The 14,041-nt window shown below is 70.4% G+C and carries 14 protein-coding genes; 5 read left to right on the top strand and 9 right to left on the bottom strand.

What is annotated here, in order from left to right; genetic code table 11:
• Positions 1-56: 56 nt before the first annotated feature.
• Positions 57-1,652 (bottom strand): succinic semialdehyde dehydrogenase, encoded by a 1,596-nt coding sequence (locus AB0I43_RS25100; protein WP_356974326.1) that lies wholly within the window; start codon positions 1,650-1,652, stop codon positions 57-59.
• A 216-nt stretch (positions 1,653-1,868) separates the two neighbouring features.
• Between AB0I43_RS25100 and AB0I43_RS25095 the strand changes: the two genes are divergently transcribed.
• Genes AB0I43_RS25095 through AB0I43_RS25080 form a run of 4 tightly spaced genes read left to right on the top strand, consistent with a single transcriptional unit; the run spans position 1,869 to position 5,694 of the window.
• Positions 1,869-4,352, top strand: coding sequence for a nitrate- and nitrite sensing domain-containing protein (locus AB0I43_RS25095; RefSeq protein WP_356974327.1), 2,484 nt, complete (start codon positions 1,869-1,871; stop codon positions 4,350-4,352).
• Positions 4,330-4,725 (top strand): roadblock/LC7 domain-containing protein, encoded by a 396-nt coding sequence (locus tag AB0I43_RS25090; RefSeq protein WP_194813600.1) that lies wholly within the window; start codon positions 4,330-4,332, stop codon positions 4,723-4,725. The genes AB0I43_RS25095 and AB0I43_RS25090 overlap by 23 nt, the downstream gene beginning before the upstream one ends.
• Positions 4,722-5,096, top strand: a complete 375-nt coding sequence (locus tag AB0I43_RS25085) for a DUF742 domain-containing protein (protein ID WP_356974328.1) — start codon at positions 4,722-4,724, stop codon at positions 5,094-5,096. The genes AB0I43_RS25090 and AB0I43_RS25085 overlap by 4 nt, the downstream gene beginning before the upstream one ends.
• Complete coding sequence (locus tag AB0I43_RS25080) at positions 5,077-5,694, top strand: ATP/GTP-binding protein (protein ID WP_356974329.1); 618 nt, start codon at positions 5,077-5,079, stop codon at positions 5,692-5,694. The genes AB0I43_RS25085 and AB0I43_RS25080 overlap by 20 nt, the downstream gene beginning before the upstream one ends.
• 70 nt (positions 5,695-5,764) lie before the next feature.
• Here AB0I43_RS25080 and AB0I43_RS25075 read toward each other — a convergent pair whose 3' ends face one another.
• The 4 genes from AB0I43_RS25075 to AB0I43_RS25060 form a co-directional block, all read right to left on the bottom strand.
• Positions 5,765-6,157 (bottom strand): NUDIX domain-containing protein, encoded by a 393-nt coding sequence (locus AB0I43_RS25075; protein WP_357432681.1) that lies wholly within the window; start codon positions 6,155-6,157, stop codon positions 5,765-5,767.
• A 70-nt stretch (positions 6,158-6,227) separates the two neighbouring features.
• Positions 6,228-7,970, bottom strand: a complete 1,743-nt coding sequence (locus AB0I43_RS25070) for a right-handed parallel beta-helix repeat-containing protein (protein WP_357432680.1) — start codon at positions 7,968-7,970, stop codon at positions 6,228-6,230.
• 67 nt (positions 7,971-8,037) lie between these two features.
• Positions 8,038-8,859 carry an ABC transporter permease gene (locus AB0I43_RS25065; protein ID WP_356974332.1) on the bottom strand — a complete coding sequence of 274 codons (822 nt, stop codon included), beginning with the start codon at positions 8,857-8,859 and terminating at the stop codon, positions 8,038-8,040.
• Positions 8,856-9,824 carry an ATP-binding cassette domain-containing protein gene (locus AB0I43_RS25060; RefSeq protein ID WP_356974333.1) on the bottom strand — a complete coding sequence of 323 codons (969 nt, stop codon included), beginning with the start codon at positions 9,822-9,824 and terminating at the stop codon, positions 8,856-8,858. The genes AB0I43_RS25065 and AB0I43_RS25060 overlap by 4 nt, the downstream gene beginning before the upstream one ends.
• 86 nt (positions 9,825-9,910) lie before the next feature.
• On the opposite strand from AB0I43_RS25060, the gene AB0I43_RS25055 reads away from it, so the two are divergent.
• Complete coding sequence (locus AB0I43_RS25055) at positions 9,911-10,660, top strand: TetR/AcrR family transcriptional regulator (protein WP_356974334.1); 750 nt, start codon at positions 9,911-9,913, stop codon at positions 10,658-10,660.
• Here the strand turns inward: AB0I43_RS25055 and AB0I43_RS25050 are convergent.
• The 4 genes from AB0I43_RS25050 to AB0I43_RS25035 are packed head-to-tail and all read right to left on the bottom strand — an operon-like array spanning position 10,657 to position 14,008.
• On the bottom strand, positions 10,657-11,586 hold the full coding sequence (locus AB0I43_RS25050) for an NAD(P)/FAD-dependent oxidoreductase (RefSeq protein ID WP_357432679.1): 930 nt from the start codon (positions 11,584-11,586) through the stop codon (positions 10,657-10,659). The genes AB0I43_RS25055 and AB0I43_RS25050 overlap by 4 nt on opposite strands.
• A 58-nt stretch (positions 11,587-11,644) precedes the next feature.
• On the bottom strand, positions 11,645-12,466 hold the full coding sequence (locus AB0I43_RS25045) for an NmrA family NAD(P)-binding protein (RefSeq protein WP_356974336.1): 822 nt from the start codon (positions 12,464-12,466) through the stop codon (positions 11,645-11,647).
• Between the two features lie 52 nt (positions 12,467-12,518).
• Positions 12,519-13,637 (bottom strand): winged helix DNA-binding domain-containing protein, encoded by a 1,119-nt coding sequence (locus AB0I43_RS25040; RefSeq protein ID WP_356974337.1) that lies wholly within the window; start codon positions 13,635-13,637, stop codon positions 12,519-12,521.
• A complete protein-coding gene (locus AB0I43_RS25035; RefSeq protein ID WP_356974338.1) occupies positions 13,634-14,008 on the bottom strand; it encodes a BlaI/MecI/CopY family transcriptional regulator in 375 nt (124 codons plus the stop codon). Before AB0I43_RS25035 ends, AB0I43_RS25040 begins: the two co-directional genes overlap by 4 nt.
• Between the last annotated feature and the right edge of the window lie 33 nt (positions 14,009-14,041).

The raw sequence follows: 14,041 nt of genomic DNA, 5'->3' as shown, positions 1-14,041 counted from the left end.
CGAGTCGGCCGGCCCGCGGTGGTTGTGCACCCCGCCGGCTCCGCAAGCTCCGTCCGCTACCGTCCCGGCAGGAACCGGATGACGCGCGCCACCGACATCAGGAACGGCTGCCACTTGTCCTGCGGCACCAGTGGCGGGGCGTCCAGATTCAGGAACCGGGTGACCACGACGGTCTGCGGTTCGGTGAACTTGAGCAGGCCGTCGGGGCCGTGCCGGCGGCCGACGCCGGAGATGCCCATGCCGCCCATCGGCGCGCCCGTGGTGCCCCACGCCGGGGCGTAGCCCTCGTCGACGCAGACGGTGCCGGCGTGCAGGCGCTGGGCGATCCGCTCGCCCTCGGACTTGCTCGACGCCCAGACGCTGGCGTTGAGGCCGTACTCGGTGTCGTTGGCCAGCCGGATGGCCTCTTCCACGTCGCGCACCGGGTAGATCGAGACCAGCGGGCCGAAGGTCTCCTCGCGGCCGCAGGTCATCTCGTCGGTGACCTTGGAGAGCACGGTCGGCTCGAAGAACAGCGGGCCCAGATCCGGGCGGGCCTGGCCGCCGGCGAGCACCTCCGCGCCCTTGGCGGTGGCGTCGGCGACGTGCTTGGTGACCGTCTCCAGTTGCGCTTCGGAGATCAGGCTGCCGATGTCGGCGGAATAGTCGTAGGACGCGCCGAGCTTGGCCGCCCGCACGGCGGCGACGAACTTCTCGGTGAACTCCGCGGCCACCGACTCCTCGACATAGAGCCGCTCGATCGAGATGCAGAGCTGCCCGGCGTTGGAGAAGCAGGCGCGCACGGCGGCCTTGGCGGCCTTGGCCAGATCCGCGCCCTTGGTGACGATCATCGGGTTCTTGCCGCCCAGCTCGGCCGAGAAGCCGATCAGGCGGGCGCCGCACTGCTGGGCCAGCGCCCGGCCGGTGGCCGAGGAGCCGGTGAACATCAGGTAGTCGCACTTGTCGACGATGGCCGTGCCGACCACGGTGCCGGGGCCGGTGACCACGGCGAGCAGATCGCGCGGCAGGCCGGCCTGGTAGAGCAGCTCGGCGCTGGCCAGCGCCGAGTACGGGGTCTGGCTGTCGGGCTTGACCACGACGGCGTTGCCGGCCAGCAGAGCCGGGATGGAGTCGCCGATCGAGAGCAGCATCGGGTAGTTCCACGGCGCGATGACGCCGACCACGCCCTTGGGCTGCGCGCTGACCGCGGCCCGGTTCAGCACCGGGAAGGCGCCGGGCACCGACTGCGCGGACAGCAGCTTGGGCGCGGCCTTGGCGAAGTAGCGGGCCGCGAACATCAGGCCCATCACTTCTTCCTGGGCCGCCCAGCGCGCCTTGCCGGTCTCGGCCTGGATCACGTCCATGAGGTGTTCGCGGCGTTCGATGACCAGTTCGCGGTAGCGCGTGAGCACGGCTGCGCGCTCGGCGACGGGCAGCGCCGCCCATCGGGCCTGCGCCTTCCTGGCCTTCTCGAACGCGGCGGCGACGTCGTCGGCGGTGCCGACGGGCACGCTGCCCAGCACGTCACCGGTGAAGGTCTCGGCGATGGTCTTGCGGGAGCGGGCCGCGGGATCGTCGATCGCCGCGAGCGCGCCCAGTCGCTCGAAGACTCCGGCATCAGGGGCGGGCATTCGTCGCCTCCTCGTTTTGTAGTTACTGGCGGGTACACACAATCTACGCTGTCGCGCGCCACGCCGGTACACCCCGACCCGGGAACCCTGCACATCCCTTTTGTGCGCGGTGACGAATCACCATGGGGCAGAACAAAGCTCGGTGCAAACCCACAAAACGGAGGTTTCAGGAACACGCGCGTGCCGCTTTGTCAAATCGGGTCCCGCTCACCGGAATCCGAATCCCTTATGCCGGTTTGACTGCATTACGTTGTGCCAATGTTCAGAGCGAGGCTCGGCGTCCGCGCCCGGATTCTGGCGATCGCGCTCATCCCGAGTTTGACTCTGCTCGTGGTCGGCGTCACCGCAGCCGGATACCTGGTACGACAGGGCAATTACGCCAAAAATTGGGCGACCGAGATGTCGCGCGTGATCGAACCGTGTGCCGAGATGATGGCGGGCATCCAGCAGGAACGCCACCTCACGCTGCTGCGGATGGCCGGCGACGACACCCTGGGGCCTGCGATCACCGCGGCCCGGGTCCGGCTCGACAACGCCATGAAGAACGTCGTCGAGGTGTCCAAGGGCCTGGTCAAGATCGACCCGGCCAAGCTCGAGGGCAAGTTCGAGGACTCCGACAAGCTCGCCACCGCGGTCGGCCAGGCGCGCGGCGCCATCGACGTGGGCATGCTGCCCCCGCTCGAGACCTACGGCTTCTTCAACAAGCTGATCGACGTGATCAGCATCGGCGCGCAGATCGCCCAGGAGACCGCCCCGAACTCCGAGACCGCGACCGAGCTCACCGAATCGGTGCGCATCCTGTTCGCCGGCGAGGCCATGTCGCGCAGCTACGCGGTGGCCGCGGCCAACCTGCAGGCCGAGCAGCCCATCATCCCGATCGACGAGTTCAGCCGCCAGGTCGGCTTCTACCGCACCGAGGTCAACTTCCTCGCCGCCGACCTGGACAGCGACCAGGTCGCCTCGGCCACCGAGATCATCAACAGCACCGCCTGGCAGCGCCTGTCCGTCATGGAAACCGCCATCGCGCAACGGTTCATGGACACCACCACCCCCGCCGCCCGGCGCACCGAGGCGGCGCTGCCGCTCTCGGGTCAGGAGTGGAACGAGTCGGCCACCCAGGTCAACAAGGCGCTGACCCAGCTCTGGGTCAACCAGAACTCGCACGCGCACGGCCAGGCCCGCGAACTCGGCAAGGACAACGAGGCCCGCTCGGCCTACGGCGGCGCGGCCGTGGTCCTGGTCAGCATCATCGCCTTCCTGATCGCCCTGGTCCTGGCCAACCGGATCATCCGCCGCCTCAAGCTGCTGCGCGGTGAGACCCTGGCGCTGGCCAACGACCGGCTGCCGGAACTGATGTCGCGCCTGCGCACCGGCGAGAAGGTCGATCCCGAGCAGGAATCGGCGAACCTGGACTTCGGCTCCGACGAGATCGGCCAGGTGGCCAAGGCGTTCGAGCAGGCCCACGCCGCGGCCGTGACCGGCGCCATCGCCGAGGCCCGCACCCGCGAGGGCGTGCAGGCGGTGTTCCTCAATATCGCGCACCGCAGCCAGATCGTGGTGCACCGGCAGCTGGAGATCCTGGACGAGGCCGAGAACCGGCAGGAGGATCCGGCGCTGCTGGAGACCCTGTTCCGCCTGGATCACCTGGCCACCCGCGAACGGCGCAACGCCGAGAACCTGATCATCCTGGGCGGCGGCCAGCCCGGCCGCCAGTGGCGCAGCCCGGTCGCCCTGATCGACCTGGTGCGCTCCGCGGTCGGCGAGACCGTCGACTACGCCCGGGTGCGGGTCTCGCGCCTGCCCGAGGCGCACATCATGGGCTCGGTCGTGGCCGACCTCATCCACCTGCTCGCCGAGCTGGTCGACAACGCCACCTCCTTCTCCCCGCCGCAGTCGCGGGTCGAGGTGTTCGGCAACGTGGTCGGCAAGGGCCTGGTCGTCGAGATCACCGACCAGGGCATGGGCATGCCCGAGGGCGAGCTCGCCCGGGTCAACGAGATGCTGCGCAACCCACCGGATTTCGGCGTCGCGGCGCTCTCGGTGGACTCGCGCCTGGGCCTGTTCGTGGTGGCCCAGCTCGCGGCGCGGCACGGCGTCTCGGTGCGGCTCTCGGATTCCGACTACGGCGGCATCCGCGCGATCGTGCTCATCCCCTCGGCCATCCTGGCGCCCGATTCCGCTGTCGCCCTGGCGGAACCGTCGCTGCCCGAGCCGGGCCGGCGCTACCGCCAGTCGGTGCAGTTCACCGGCGAATCGCTGCCCGAGGCCGCGCCGGTGCGCGCGCTGGAGTCCGAACCGGCGGCGGTCATGACCGCACCGCCGGCCTACCCGCCGCCGCCCGCGGTGGAGCGGCCGCGGCTCACCTCCTCGCTGAATCTGCCCGCGCAGGCCGACAACTCGACCTTCGGCGCACCGCCGCGCGTGGAGTCGACCTATGTGCCGCCGCGCTCCGAGGTCACCGATACCGCGCTCGGACTGCCGCCGCGCACCGAGGGCGGCGTCGGCCCCGACGGCCGGCCGCTGCTGCCGCGCCGCAGCCGCCAGGCCAACCTGGCGCCGCAGCTGGCCCAGCAGCCGCCGCCCGCGACCGCGCCCACCCCGCTGGTGGAACGCGCCCGCACGGCCGAGCAGGCCCGAGATCTGATGTCCGCCATCGAGAACGGAACCCGGCAGGGGCGGCGCGCCCACCCCGCCGGCCAACAAGAACAGGAAGGCTACGGTGACCGCTCCCCAAACCGGTGATCTGAACTGGCTACTGGATGATCTGGTGGACCGGCTGGCCGGAGTTCGGCACGCGGTGGTGCTCTCCACCGACGGCCTGCTGCTCGGCCGCTCCACCGCCATGAGCCGAGAAGACGCCGAACATTTCGCCGCCATGTCCTCCACGCTCTACGGGCTCGCCCGCAGTGCGGGCGCCCGCTTCGACGGCGGCGGGGTCCGGCAGGCGGTGATCGAGCTGGACCGCGCGGTCCTGTTCGTCACCTCCGCGGGCACCAATGCCTGTCTGGCACTGCAGGCTTCGGAAACGGCGAACCTAGGAATGGTGGCCTACGAAATGAACGTCACCGTGCAACGCGTCGGCAACTATCTATCCACCCCCGCCCGTCTGCCATGACGCGCAGGGGGGAACCCTGGTTCGATGAAGCGGCCGGGCCGTTGGTCCGGCCGTACGCACTCACGCGGGGGCGAACCATGGGGGCGGGGCACGATCTGGACATACTCACGGTGGTCGTGACCACCGACCCGGCGCCCACACTGCGCCGGATCGAACCGGAGTACGCCCGAATCGTGCACCTGTGCAAGGTTCCCCAGGCGGTGGCGGAAGTGTCCGCCAACTTGAAACTTCCCTTGGCAGTGACCAAGATCCTTGTCGGAGATTTGATCGGCGAGGGACATCTGATCTTCCGGTCACCGGTGCAACCGGAGACCGGTCCCGGCGATCTCAACGTATTGCGAGCGGTTCTGGATGGCATCCGAAAACTTTGACCAGGCCAACGGCCTGCACAACCCGAACACCCCGCGGCTGGCGGCGTCGGTGAAGATCCTCATCGCCGGCGGCTTCGGTGTCGGTAAGACCACGATGGTGTCGGCGATCAGCGAGATCACCCCGCTGCGCACCGAAGAGTTGATCACCGAGGTGTCCAGCGGGGTCGACGATCTGTCCGGCGTCGAGCAGAAGCACACCACCACGGTGGCGCTGGACTTCGGCCGCATCACCATCGATCAGGAGCTGGTGCTCTACCTGTTCGGCACGCCCGGCCAGGACCGGTTCTGGTTCCTGTGGGACGAGCTCTCGCGCGGCGCGCTCGGCGCGGTGGTGCTGGCCGACACCCGGCGGCTGAGCAATTCCTTTGCCGCCGTGGACTACTTCGAACGGCGCGGCGTGCCGTTCATGGTCGGCGTGAACTGCTTCGACGACGCGCCCCGCTACACCGTGGAGGAGGTGCGCGACGCCCTCGACCTGGATCCGCACACCCCCGTGCTGCTGTGCGACGCCCGCAGCCGCGATTCCTGCAAGAACGCGCTGCTGGTGCTGATGGAGCACCTCATCGAATTGGCCGGTCGCGCACCGGTTCCCAGCTAGTTCGCCAGGCGCCTCGCGCCAGGCCGATACGGCCCCGCTTCGACCGGTTCGAGGCGGGGCCGAGTCGGTTTCAGGTGAGCCGGCCCGCCGCGACCAGATCGTCGAAGAGCAACTGGTCGACCGGGGGCACCGCGTCGCGGTCGGCGTAGCCGAACCAGGCCAGGGCGTCGATCTCGCTGCTCGCGGTGAGGGTGCCGTGGTATTCGGCGGTGTAGCAGGCCATCCGGACCAGCAGCCCGTTGTCGGCGGCCTCGTAGGTGCCGACATGCGCGACCGTGTCGGGCAGCAGCGCGACGGTGAGCTCCTCCTCGATCTCGCGCAGCAGGGTCTGCAGATCGGTCTCGGTCCCTTCGCGTTTGCCGCCGGGAATGTAGAAGACGTCCTTACCCCTGGGCCGCGCGCACAGGATGCGCCCGTCCTCGATCCGCACCCACGCCACCGTGTCGATCAGCCGCTGTTCCACCGCGGCAGCCTAGCGTCCCGGCACCCGGGCATGTTTCGCCCGGCGGGCCGGTCCGGGTTTCGGTCGGCCGCTACTCGGCGGGCGGGCCGGGGCGGGGCCGCAGGAGCCCGGCGCGTTCCCGAATCGCGGTCGTGGCCGCGTGGAGCCGGTCTTCGTCGGTGAGGGTGGTGTTGTCCGTGTACGTCACTCCCTCCGGGATCGCGGAGCTGCCGACCGGATCCGAGTCCCAGAAGTTCCCGCGATAGACGACGTGGTCGAGCGGCGGGGTGACCTGCAGGACCGCGGAGTTGTCGGCGTGCGCGACCACGTTGCCGTCCACCAGAACCCAGGCGGCTCCGTAGTCGGTGTAGAGGCCGAAGTTGTAGGGGGTCCGGGTGTTCTCGATGAGGTTGCCCCGGATCACCGCGCCGTTCGACGGTGAATCTCCCTGCGGGCCCGCGAGATAGATGCCGCCGCCGTCGGCCAGGACACCCATGGTGCGGTCGGTGTGGTTGTGCGAGATGCGGGTTCCGCTGCCGGGCCCGGCCACGATGCCGCAGTGCGGGACATCGGACACCCGGTTGTGCGCGACGACGCAATCGGTGGTGCCGAGCAAACCGATACCCGGCGAACCCGAGTAGTCGAGGCCGATGTCCTGGATCAGGTTGTCCTCGATCAGCGCGGCGCTGTCGCCGGTGAGCGTGACAGCCGAGGCGGCGAGCGTATCGAAGTCGCAGCCGCGCACCACGAGGTTCGTGCCCGCGGTCGAGCCCAGCGCCGTGGCGCCGAGCCGCGTGAACCGGCAGCCCTCGAAACTGATTCCGCGCGTCTGCTGGAGTGTCACACAGGCCGGGATCGTCGCCGTCTCGGTCGGCACCGTCAGCCATTGCCGTCCCTCGATCAGCACCTCGGTGTAGATGTCGCCGCCGTCGTAGTACCCGCTGCCGTGATAGTGCAGGAAGCCCCGATCCCCGCTCGGCCGCAGCCAGGTGGCGTCGGCGAAGACCAGACCCCGGAAGCCGACATCGCGGGTCCCGGTGAGGCGCAGCAGGCTCTCGCGCGCCGCGGCCACGACCCGGGTACGGGCCGGATGCTCGCCGGGCCGGGGCAGGTAGTGCAGCACATGATGATTCGGGTGCGTGCGGTCCAGGGCGAAGGTGCCGGGCGAGGTGAGGAAGGCCGGGTCGTTCTCCACCCGGGTCGGCAGACCGGGGCCGGTCAGCCGCTGGTACTCGAAATCGTAGTTGTAGAGCCGCACCGCCCAGCCGAACGCGGGGCGGGCCATGACGATCTCCGTCCCCGCGCCGCCGCCGCGGACCTCCGAAACCCCACAGCGGGCCTCGGTCCAGGGGTAGATGCCGCGATAGACGAACTCGACCGAGGACGGGGCCTGCCAATCCAGCCGGCCCGCCACGCGGTATCCCGTGTCGGTACGCCGCGCACCGGGGGGAAGTCCGTCGATGCCCGCGCGTTCGGCTCGCCGACCGTCCACCGCGACCTGGCGCGTATCCAGCCCGCCGACGTCGGCCTGCCATCGGCCATCCCGCTCCCGCCAGCCGGCTATCTCCGCACCACCGCTGATCACGACCCGCTCCTGCGCGCCGGTGCCGTAACCGAAGGCCTGGTAGATCACCGGCCGCCCGTCGCGGCCGGAGTCATCGGCGGTGAACTCCAGCGGCTCGTCGAGGGTGTACGTTCCGGCCCGCAGGTGCACGACGGCGGGACCGGCGCCGTGCCGGACTGCCGACCGCGCCCGGTCCAGGCTCGCGAAGGGACGTTGCTCCGTGCCGGGCGCGGAGTCGTCGCCGGTCACGGCGACGTAGAACTCGGTCATGAGTCGACCTGCTTTCGCTTACGCGGTTTGTGCACCCGGCCTCGGAAAGGCCGGGTGCACAGGGATTTCAGCGGCTGAGGCGCTGGAAGCGCCGCACCGCGAGCGGCAGGAACAGCGCGGTGAGGGCCAGCGGCCAGAGCACCGCCATCAGCAGCGCGTGCTGCTCGATCCAGGAGTCACCGCTGCCGACCGGGGTGCCGAACAACTCGCGCGCGGCCACGACCGTGGAGGAGATCGGGTTCCAGGACGCGATCGCGCCCAGCCAGCCGGGCATCAGCTGCGGGGCCACGAAGATGCTCGAGATCATCGTCAGCGGGAAGGCGACCGCGAACAGGCCGCCCGCCGCCTCCGGGTTCGGCACCATCAGCCCGAGCCAGACACCGAGCCAGATCAGCGCGAAGCGCAACCACAGCAGCAGCGCGAAAGCGGCCAGGGCGCCGAGGATTCCGCCGTCCGGACGCCATCCGATGGCCAGCGCCGTCAGCATCAGAATGCTCAACTCGGCGCAGGCCAGCAGCAGATCGGTGACCCCGCGCCCGGAGACCACCGCCGACGGCGACATCGGCATGGAGCGGAACCGGTCGATCACGCCGTTGGTGGCGTCGTAGACCACCAGCGTCGCGGTGTTGACGAACCCGAAGGCCATGGTCATGGCGAACATGCCCGGCATCAGGAAATCCCGGTAGTCGCCGCCGCCCGGCACCGTCATCGCGCTGCCGAAGACGTAGCCGTAGAGCAGCACCGACAGGATCGGGAAGCCGAGTTGCCAGGCGATGTTCACCGGCTGGCGCTGATAGTGGGTCAGCCCGCGCCGCACCACGTTCCAGCAGTCGGCGACGACCCAGTAGGCCCGGGGTCGGTGTGGCAGGGGTTGCACGGCGCTGGTCACGCGGCCTCCTCGGTGGTCTCGGTGCGATGGCCGGTCAATTGCAGGAATACGTCGTCGAGGCTGGGCCGGCGCAGGCCGATGTCCTCGACGGTGATGCCCTCGTCCTGCAGGGTGCGCGCGACCTCGGTGAGCGCGGCGACCCGATCGGTGACGGGTGCGTGCACCCGGCGCTCGACCTCCTCGATCTCGGGTTCGCCCGCGCAGACGCGCGCGACGACCTTCACGACCGCGGGCAGATCGACGACCTCGGCGGCGACCACCTCGATCCGATCGCCGCCGATGGTGTTCTTCAGGCCGTCGGGGGTGTCGTCGGCGATGGCACGCCCCTGGTCGATCACCGTGATGTGCGCGGCGAGCCGGTCGGCTTCCTCCAGGTACTGCGTGGTCAGCAGGACCGTGGTGCCGTCGGCGACCAAGGCGCGCACCGATTCCCACACCTCGCCGCGGCTGCGCGGATCCAGCCCGGTGGTGGGCTCGTCGAGGAAGAGCACCTCCGGCGCCAGGATCATGGACGCGGCCAGGTCCAGCCGGCGGCGCATGCCGCCGCTGTATTTGCCGACGCCCTTGTCGGCGGCGTCGGTGAGCTCGAACCGGTCGAGCAACTCGACTGCGCGCTGCTTGGCCCGGCGACCCCCGAGATGGAAGAGCCTGCCGAACATCTCGAGGTTCTGCCGGCCGGTGAGCACCTCGTCGACGGCCGCGTACTGACCGGTGAGCCCGATCGCGGCGCGCACCTCGCGCGGCTGCCGCGCCACGTCGAGCCCGGCCACGGTGGCGGAGCCGCCGTCGAGCCGGACCAAGGTCGACAGTATCCGTACCGCTGTGGTTTTGCCCGCCCCGTTCGGGCCGAGCAGACCGTGCACGGTGCCGCGGCGGACCGCCAGATCGAACCCGTCCAGCGCGTTCTTGTCCCCGTATTTCTTGCGCAGCCCTTCGGCCCGTACCGCGAATTCGTTCACCCTCATCCTCCCGAATCGAACCAACTGGGTACAGCGTACCCTATTATGGGTACAACGTACCCAGTTAATTTCGAGACGATTAGGCTGAGGCCATGACCAGCACGGAAACCAGCGGCAGTGGAGATATCGCACGCACCTTAGACCTGCTGTGGGACAACGGCCCCCGGCCCAGTCGCGGCCCCAAACCCGGGCTCACGCTGGATCGGATCGTGGAGGCCGCGATCGAGGTCGCCGACAGCGAGGGGCTGCCCGCGGTCACCATGCGCCGGGTCGCCACCGAGCTCGGCATCGGCACCATGACGCTCTACCGATACCTGCCGGGCAAGGGCGAACTGCTCGATCTCATGCTGGACCGGGTGCAGCGGCCCGGCCCGATCGACGCGATCGAGCCCGGCTGGCGCGCCGCTCTCGAGCACTGGGCCTACGCCACCCTCGAGCTCTACCGGCGGCACCCTTGGCTGGTGCAGGTCAACCAGAGCCGGCCGGTGATGGGACCCGCCGCGCTCCAGGGCATGGAGTTGATCATCGGGTGGATCAAACCGATGGGCCTGACCGATCCCGAACTGGTCGCCGTCATCGTCGCGGTGGACGGCTACGTCACCGGCACCGCCCGCACCCAGCTGTACGCGCGGGAGGCCGAGCGCACGACCGGGCTCACCGACGCCGAATTCTGGGCGGCGCAGCTGCCGGCCCTGGAGCGCGCCCTGGCCACCGGCGACTATCCGCTGATGGCCGCGCTCTCCGAGGACTCCTTCGACCAGGACTTCGATCACTTCGGATTCGGGCTGCAACGCCTGCTCGACGGATTCGAAGTCCTGGTCGAACAGCGGGCGAAAGGCTAGCGGCCCGCGGCCGAGACCGCCGCGGCCACTTCCTCGTTCACCAGATCGGCGTTGATCATGGCGCCGGCGGTCAGGCCCGCGCCCGCCGAGACGATCGCCTGCGCGCGCGGATCGGTGACATTGCCCGCCGCCCAGACGCCGGGGACGGCGGTGGCGCCGTTGGCGTCGGCCTTGACGAAGGTCGCGAACAGATAGCCGTCGATTTCCATGCGCTCGGTCTCCAGCCCGAGGTCGCCGAGGAATCCGGCCGCCACGATCATCCGCGGGCCGACCACGACGGCATCGAAGCTCAGCTCGGTGCCGTCGGCCAGGCGAACGTCGGCGCGCCCGCTCACCTCGGCGACCCGGCCGCCGACGGTCTCGATGCCACGTGCGGCCAGACCGCGCAGATCGGCCTCGGACGGTTCGGGGCCCTCGTGCAGCAGCACCGTCACGTGCGGACTGAGCTGGCGGAACAGCTGCGCCTGATGCGTGGCCATCGGACCGGTGACCAGCACCGCGATCCGCTGGTCGCGAACCTCGTAGCCGTGGCAGTAGGGGCAGTGCAGGACGGTCTCGCCCCAGCGCTCGGCCAGGCCGGGCACCTCGGGCAATTCGTCGGTCAGGCCGGAGGTGACCAGCAGGCGGCGGGCAGTGTGGGTCCCGCCCGCCTCGACCTGGAATCCGCCCGCCGCCAACGGCTTCGCCGAGGTGACGGCGGCGTCCAGGAACTGGACGCCGTACCCCGCCGCCTCGGCGCGGCCGTCGGCGCGCAGCGCGGCGGGCGAGTCGCCCTCGCGGCCGAGATAGTTGTGCATATGGGCGGCGGTCGCGTTGCGCGGCTCGCCCGCGTCGATCACCAGCACCGAGCGGCGGGCCCGGCCCAGGGCGACAGCTCCGGCGAGGCCCGCGGGCCCCGCTCCGATCACAATGACGTCGTAGTTCATGCGATCCACTCTGCGTCGCCCGCACGCCGTTCGGCAACCATTGTTGCCGTTATGGCAATTAGTCCGCGGTCTGCCGGAACTCGTGGCCGTTCTCGTCGACCCACTGCTCGAAGGTCCGGGCGGGCCGTCCGGTGACGCGCTCGACGGTGTCGACGACGGCCGCGGCCTCGGCGGGCGGGTCGGCGTACCAGCCGATCACGAACTCCGCGTCGGCCCGCGAGACGCCGGTGGCGCACAGCCGCTCGATCGCCTGCTCCCGGCTGATCTGCTCGAACTCGATCTCGCGACCGGTGGCCCGCGACAGCAGGGCGATCCGCTCGCGCGGCGTCAGCGCCCGGGGACCGGTGAGGTTGTAGACGCGGCCGTCGTGTCCGTCCTCGAGCAGGGCGACCGCGGCCACCGCGCCGATGTCACCCTCGTGCACCAGCGCGCTCGGATGATCGAAGGGCTCGCGGACCACGCCGTCGGATCGGATCGAGTCGCGCCAGGTCAGCGTGTTGGACATGAACTCCTGCGGCTCCAGCCGGGTCCACGCCACCCCGGACTCGGCCACGGCCTGCTCGGCCGGACCCAGCGCCCCGCCCCACACCACGGTCAGGCGGCGCACACCCGCGGCGACGGCGCGGCGCACCAATTCCGGCCCCGATTCGGCCGACCCCGCGGTGACGGTGAGATGCAGCCGGTCGACGCCGTCGAATACGCCGTCCAGCGACTCGGGGGCGTTGTGCGTGCCCGCGACCAGCCGGGCCGCCGCGGGCAGCAGGCGGGCGGCCGCGGCCGGGTCGCGGGTGAGCGCGCGCACCTCCTCGCCGCGCGCGATCAACTCGCGCACCACCTGCCTGCCGGTGTTGCCGGTCGCGCCGGTTACCAGGGTTGTCATCGTCGAACTCCTTTCGTCGTCGCCGACGTTAGGACCTCAACAATGCTCGAGGTCAACTGCGCTGGGCCGCGCGCACTTTCAGCGTGTCCATGCCGAGCGCGGCGGCCACCCGGGCGGCCGCCGCGTCCAGGCCGGGCGGCGGTTTCGCGCCGTCGAACATCGACACCAGCAGATCGCCGCCCTCGCGCTCCCAGGTGCCCGCGATGCGGCCGTCGACCAGCACGAGCGGCGCGATCCAGCCCGCCGTCCGGCTCACCTCGGAACGGTGTGCGGCGGGCAGCAATTCGGTGTCCTTGGTGCCGGGACCGAGGATGTACTGATCGAAGGGGCCGAGCAGATGCACCGAGCGCCGCGGCCGGGTGGCGGCCAGATCGTCGGCGTCCTCGGCACGGATGTAGGCCTTGACGCCGGCCACGTCGACTTCGGTGAGCGCGTCGCCCAGCTCGGCGAACCAGCCGCGCACCACGGGTTTCCGGTTGTTGTTGCGGCTGATCCAGGCGTCGAAGGTGTCGGGGGTGGCCGGACCGTAGGCGGCGAGGTAGGCGGTGATCGCCGCGGGCGCGGCATCGGCCGGGTCGGGCAGCGGCGTCCAGCCCGGGATCAGCCGGGCCGGGGTGGAGAAGGTGACCCGATTGCCCTGCGCCGCGGCGTGACACAGCGCGCCCTGCCAGGCCAGCGGCTTGAGCAGCGCGCCCCAGCCCGATTTCAGCTCCTCCCCCAGTTTGTGAAAGCCCTTGTCGGCCAGCAGGGCCTGAACCAGTTCCTCACGGGTCAGCGCCGGGCCGTCCAGGATCTGCGCGACCGCCTCGGTCAGCGCGGCGACCTCGGCGGGCGTGGCGCCGAAGGTCTTCTGCCAGGACGCCTTCTCCCAGATCCGGGTGGCCGCCATCAGCGGCAGGAACGCGGCGGCGGCCCCCGGGGTCAGCGCGTGCAGCGTGCCGCGCATGGCCCAGGTCTTGATCAGTTCGCCCCGGCCGAGCGACTCGGTCAGCGCCGACGGAGCCGGATTCGCGCGCCGCAGCGCCACCGCGGTTTCCGCCGCCGAGGTGACCTGGGCCTGCACGCCGCAGAGGCGTTCGACGATCGCGGGCACGGCGGCGCCGGTCGGTTCCGAGACATACTGGCGGGCCAGGCGCCAGGCGCGGACCCGATCCCAGTCGAGGGTGATCACCGCGGCACCTGCCGGGTGGCCAGGCGGCGCAGCGCCGCGCGTAAGCCGGCCGATTCCTCGGCGCTGATCTGGTCGACGAAATGGCTCAGCACCAGATCGGGGCGGCCGCCGGAGCCGAGGGCCTCCAGCATCACCTGGGCACTGTATTCCTCGCGGGTCAGGGTCGGCCAGTAGCGGTAGGCCTTGCCCGCGCGCTCGCGCGCCAGCCAGCCTTTGCGATGCAGATTGTCCATGGTGGACATGACGGTGGTGTAGGCGATTTCGCGCTCGCCACTGAGTTCTTCGAAGAGGTCGCGCACCGTGCTGTTCTCGCTGTCCCGATTCCAGATCCGATCCATGATCACAGCTTCCAAGTCTCCGAATCCACGCACCGTGCCGAACTCCCTCAACCGTGATCACCTGCA

The organism is Nocardia sp. NPDC050435 (genome assembly GCF_040655395.1).
In the GTDB taxonomy this organism is placed as follows: Bacteria; Actinomycetota; Actinomycetes; order Mycobacteriales; family Mycobacteriaceae; genus Nocardia.
This window is presented reverse-complemented; position numbering and strand designations above follow the sequence as displayed.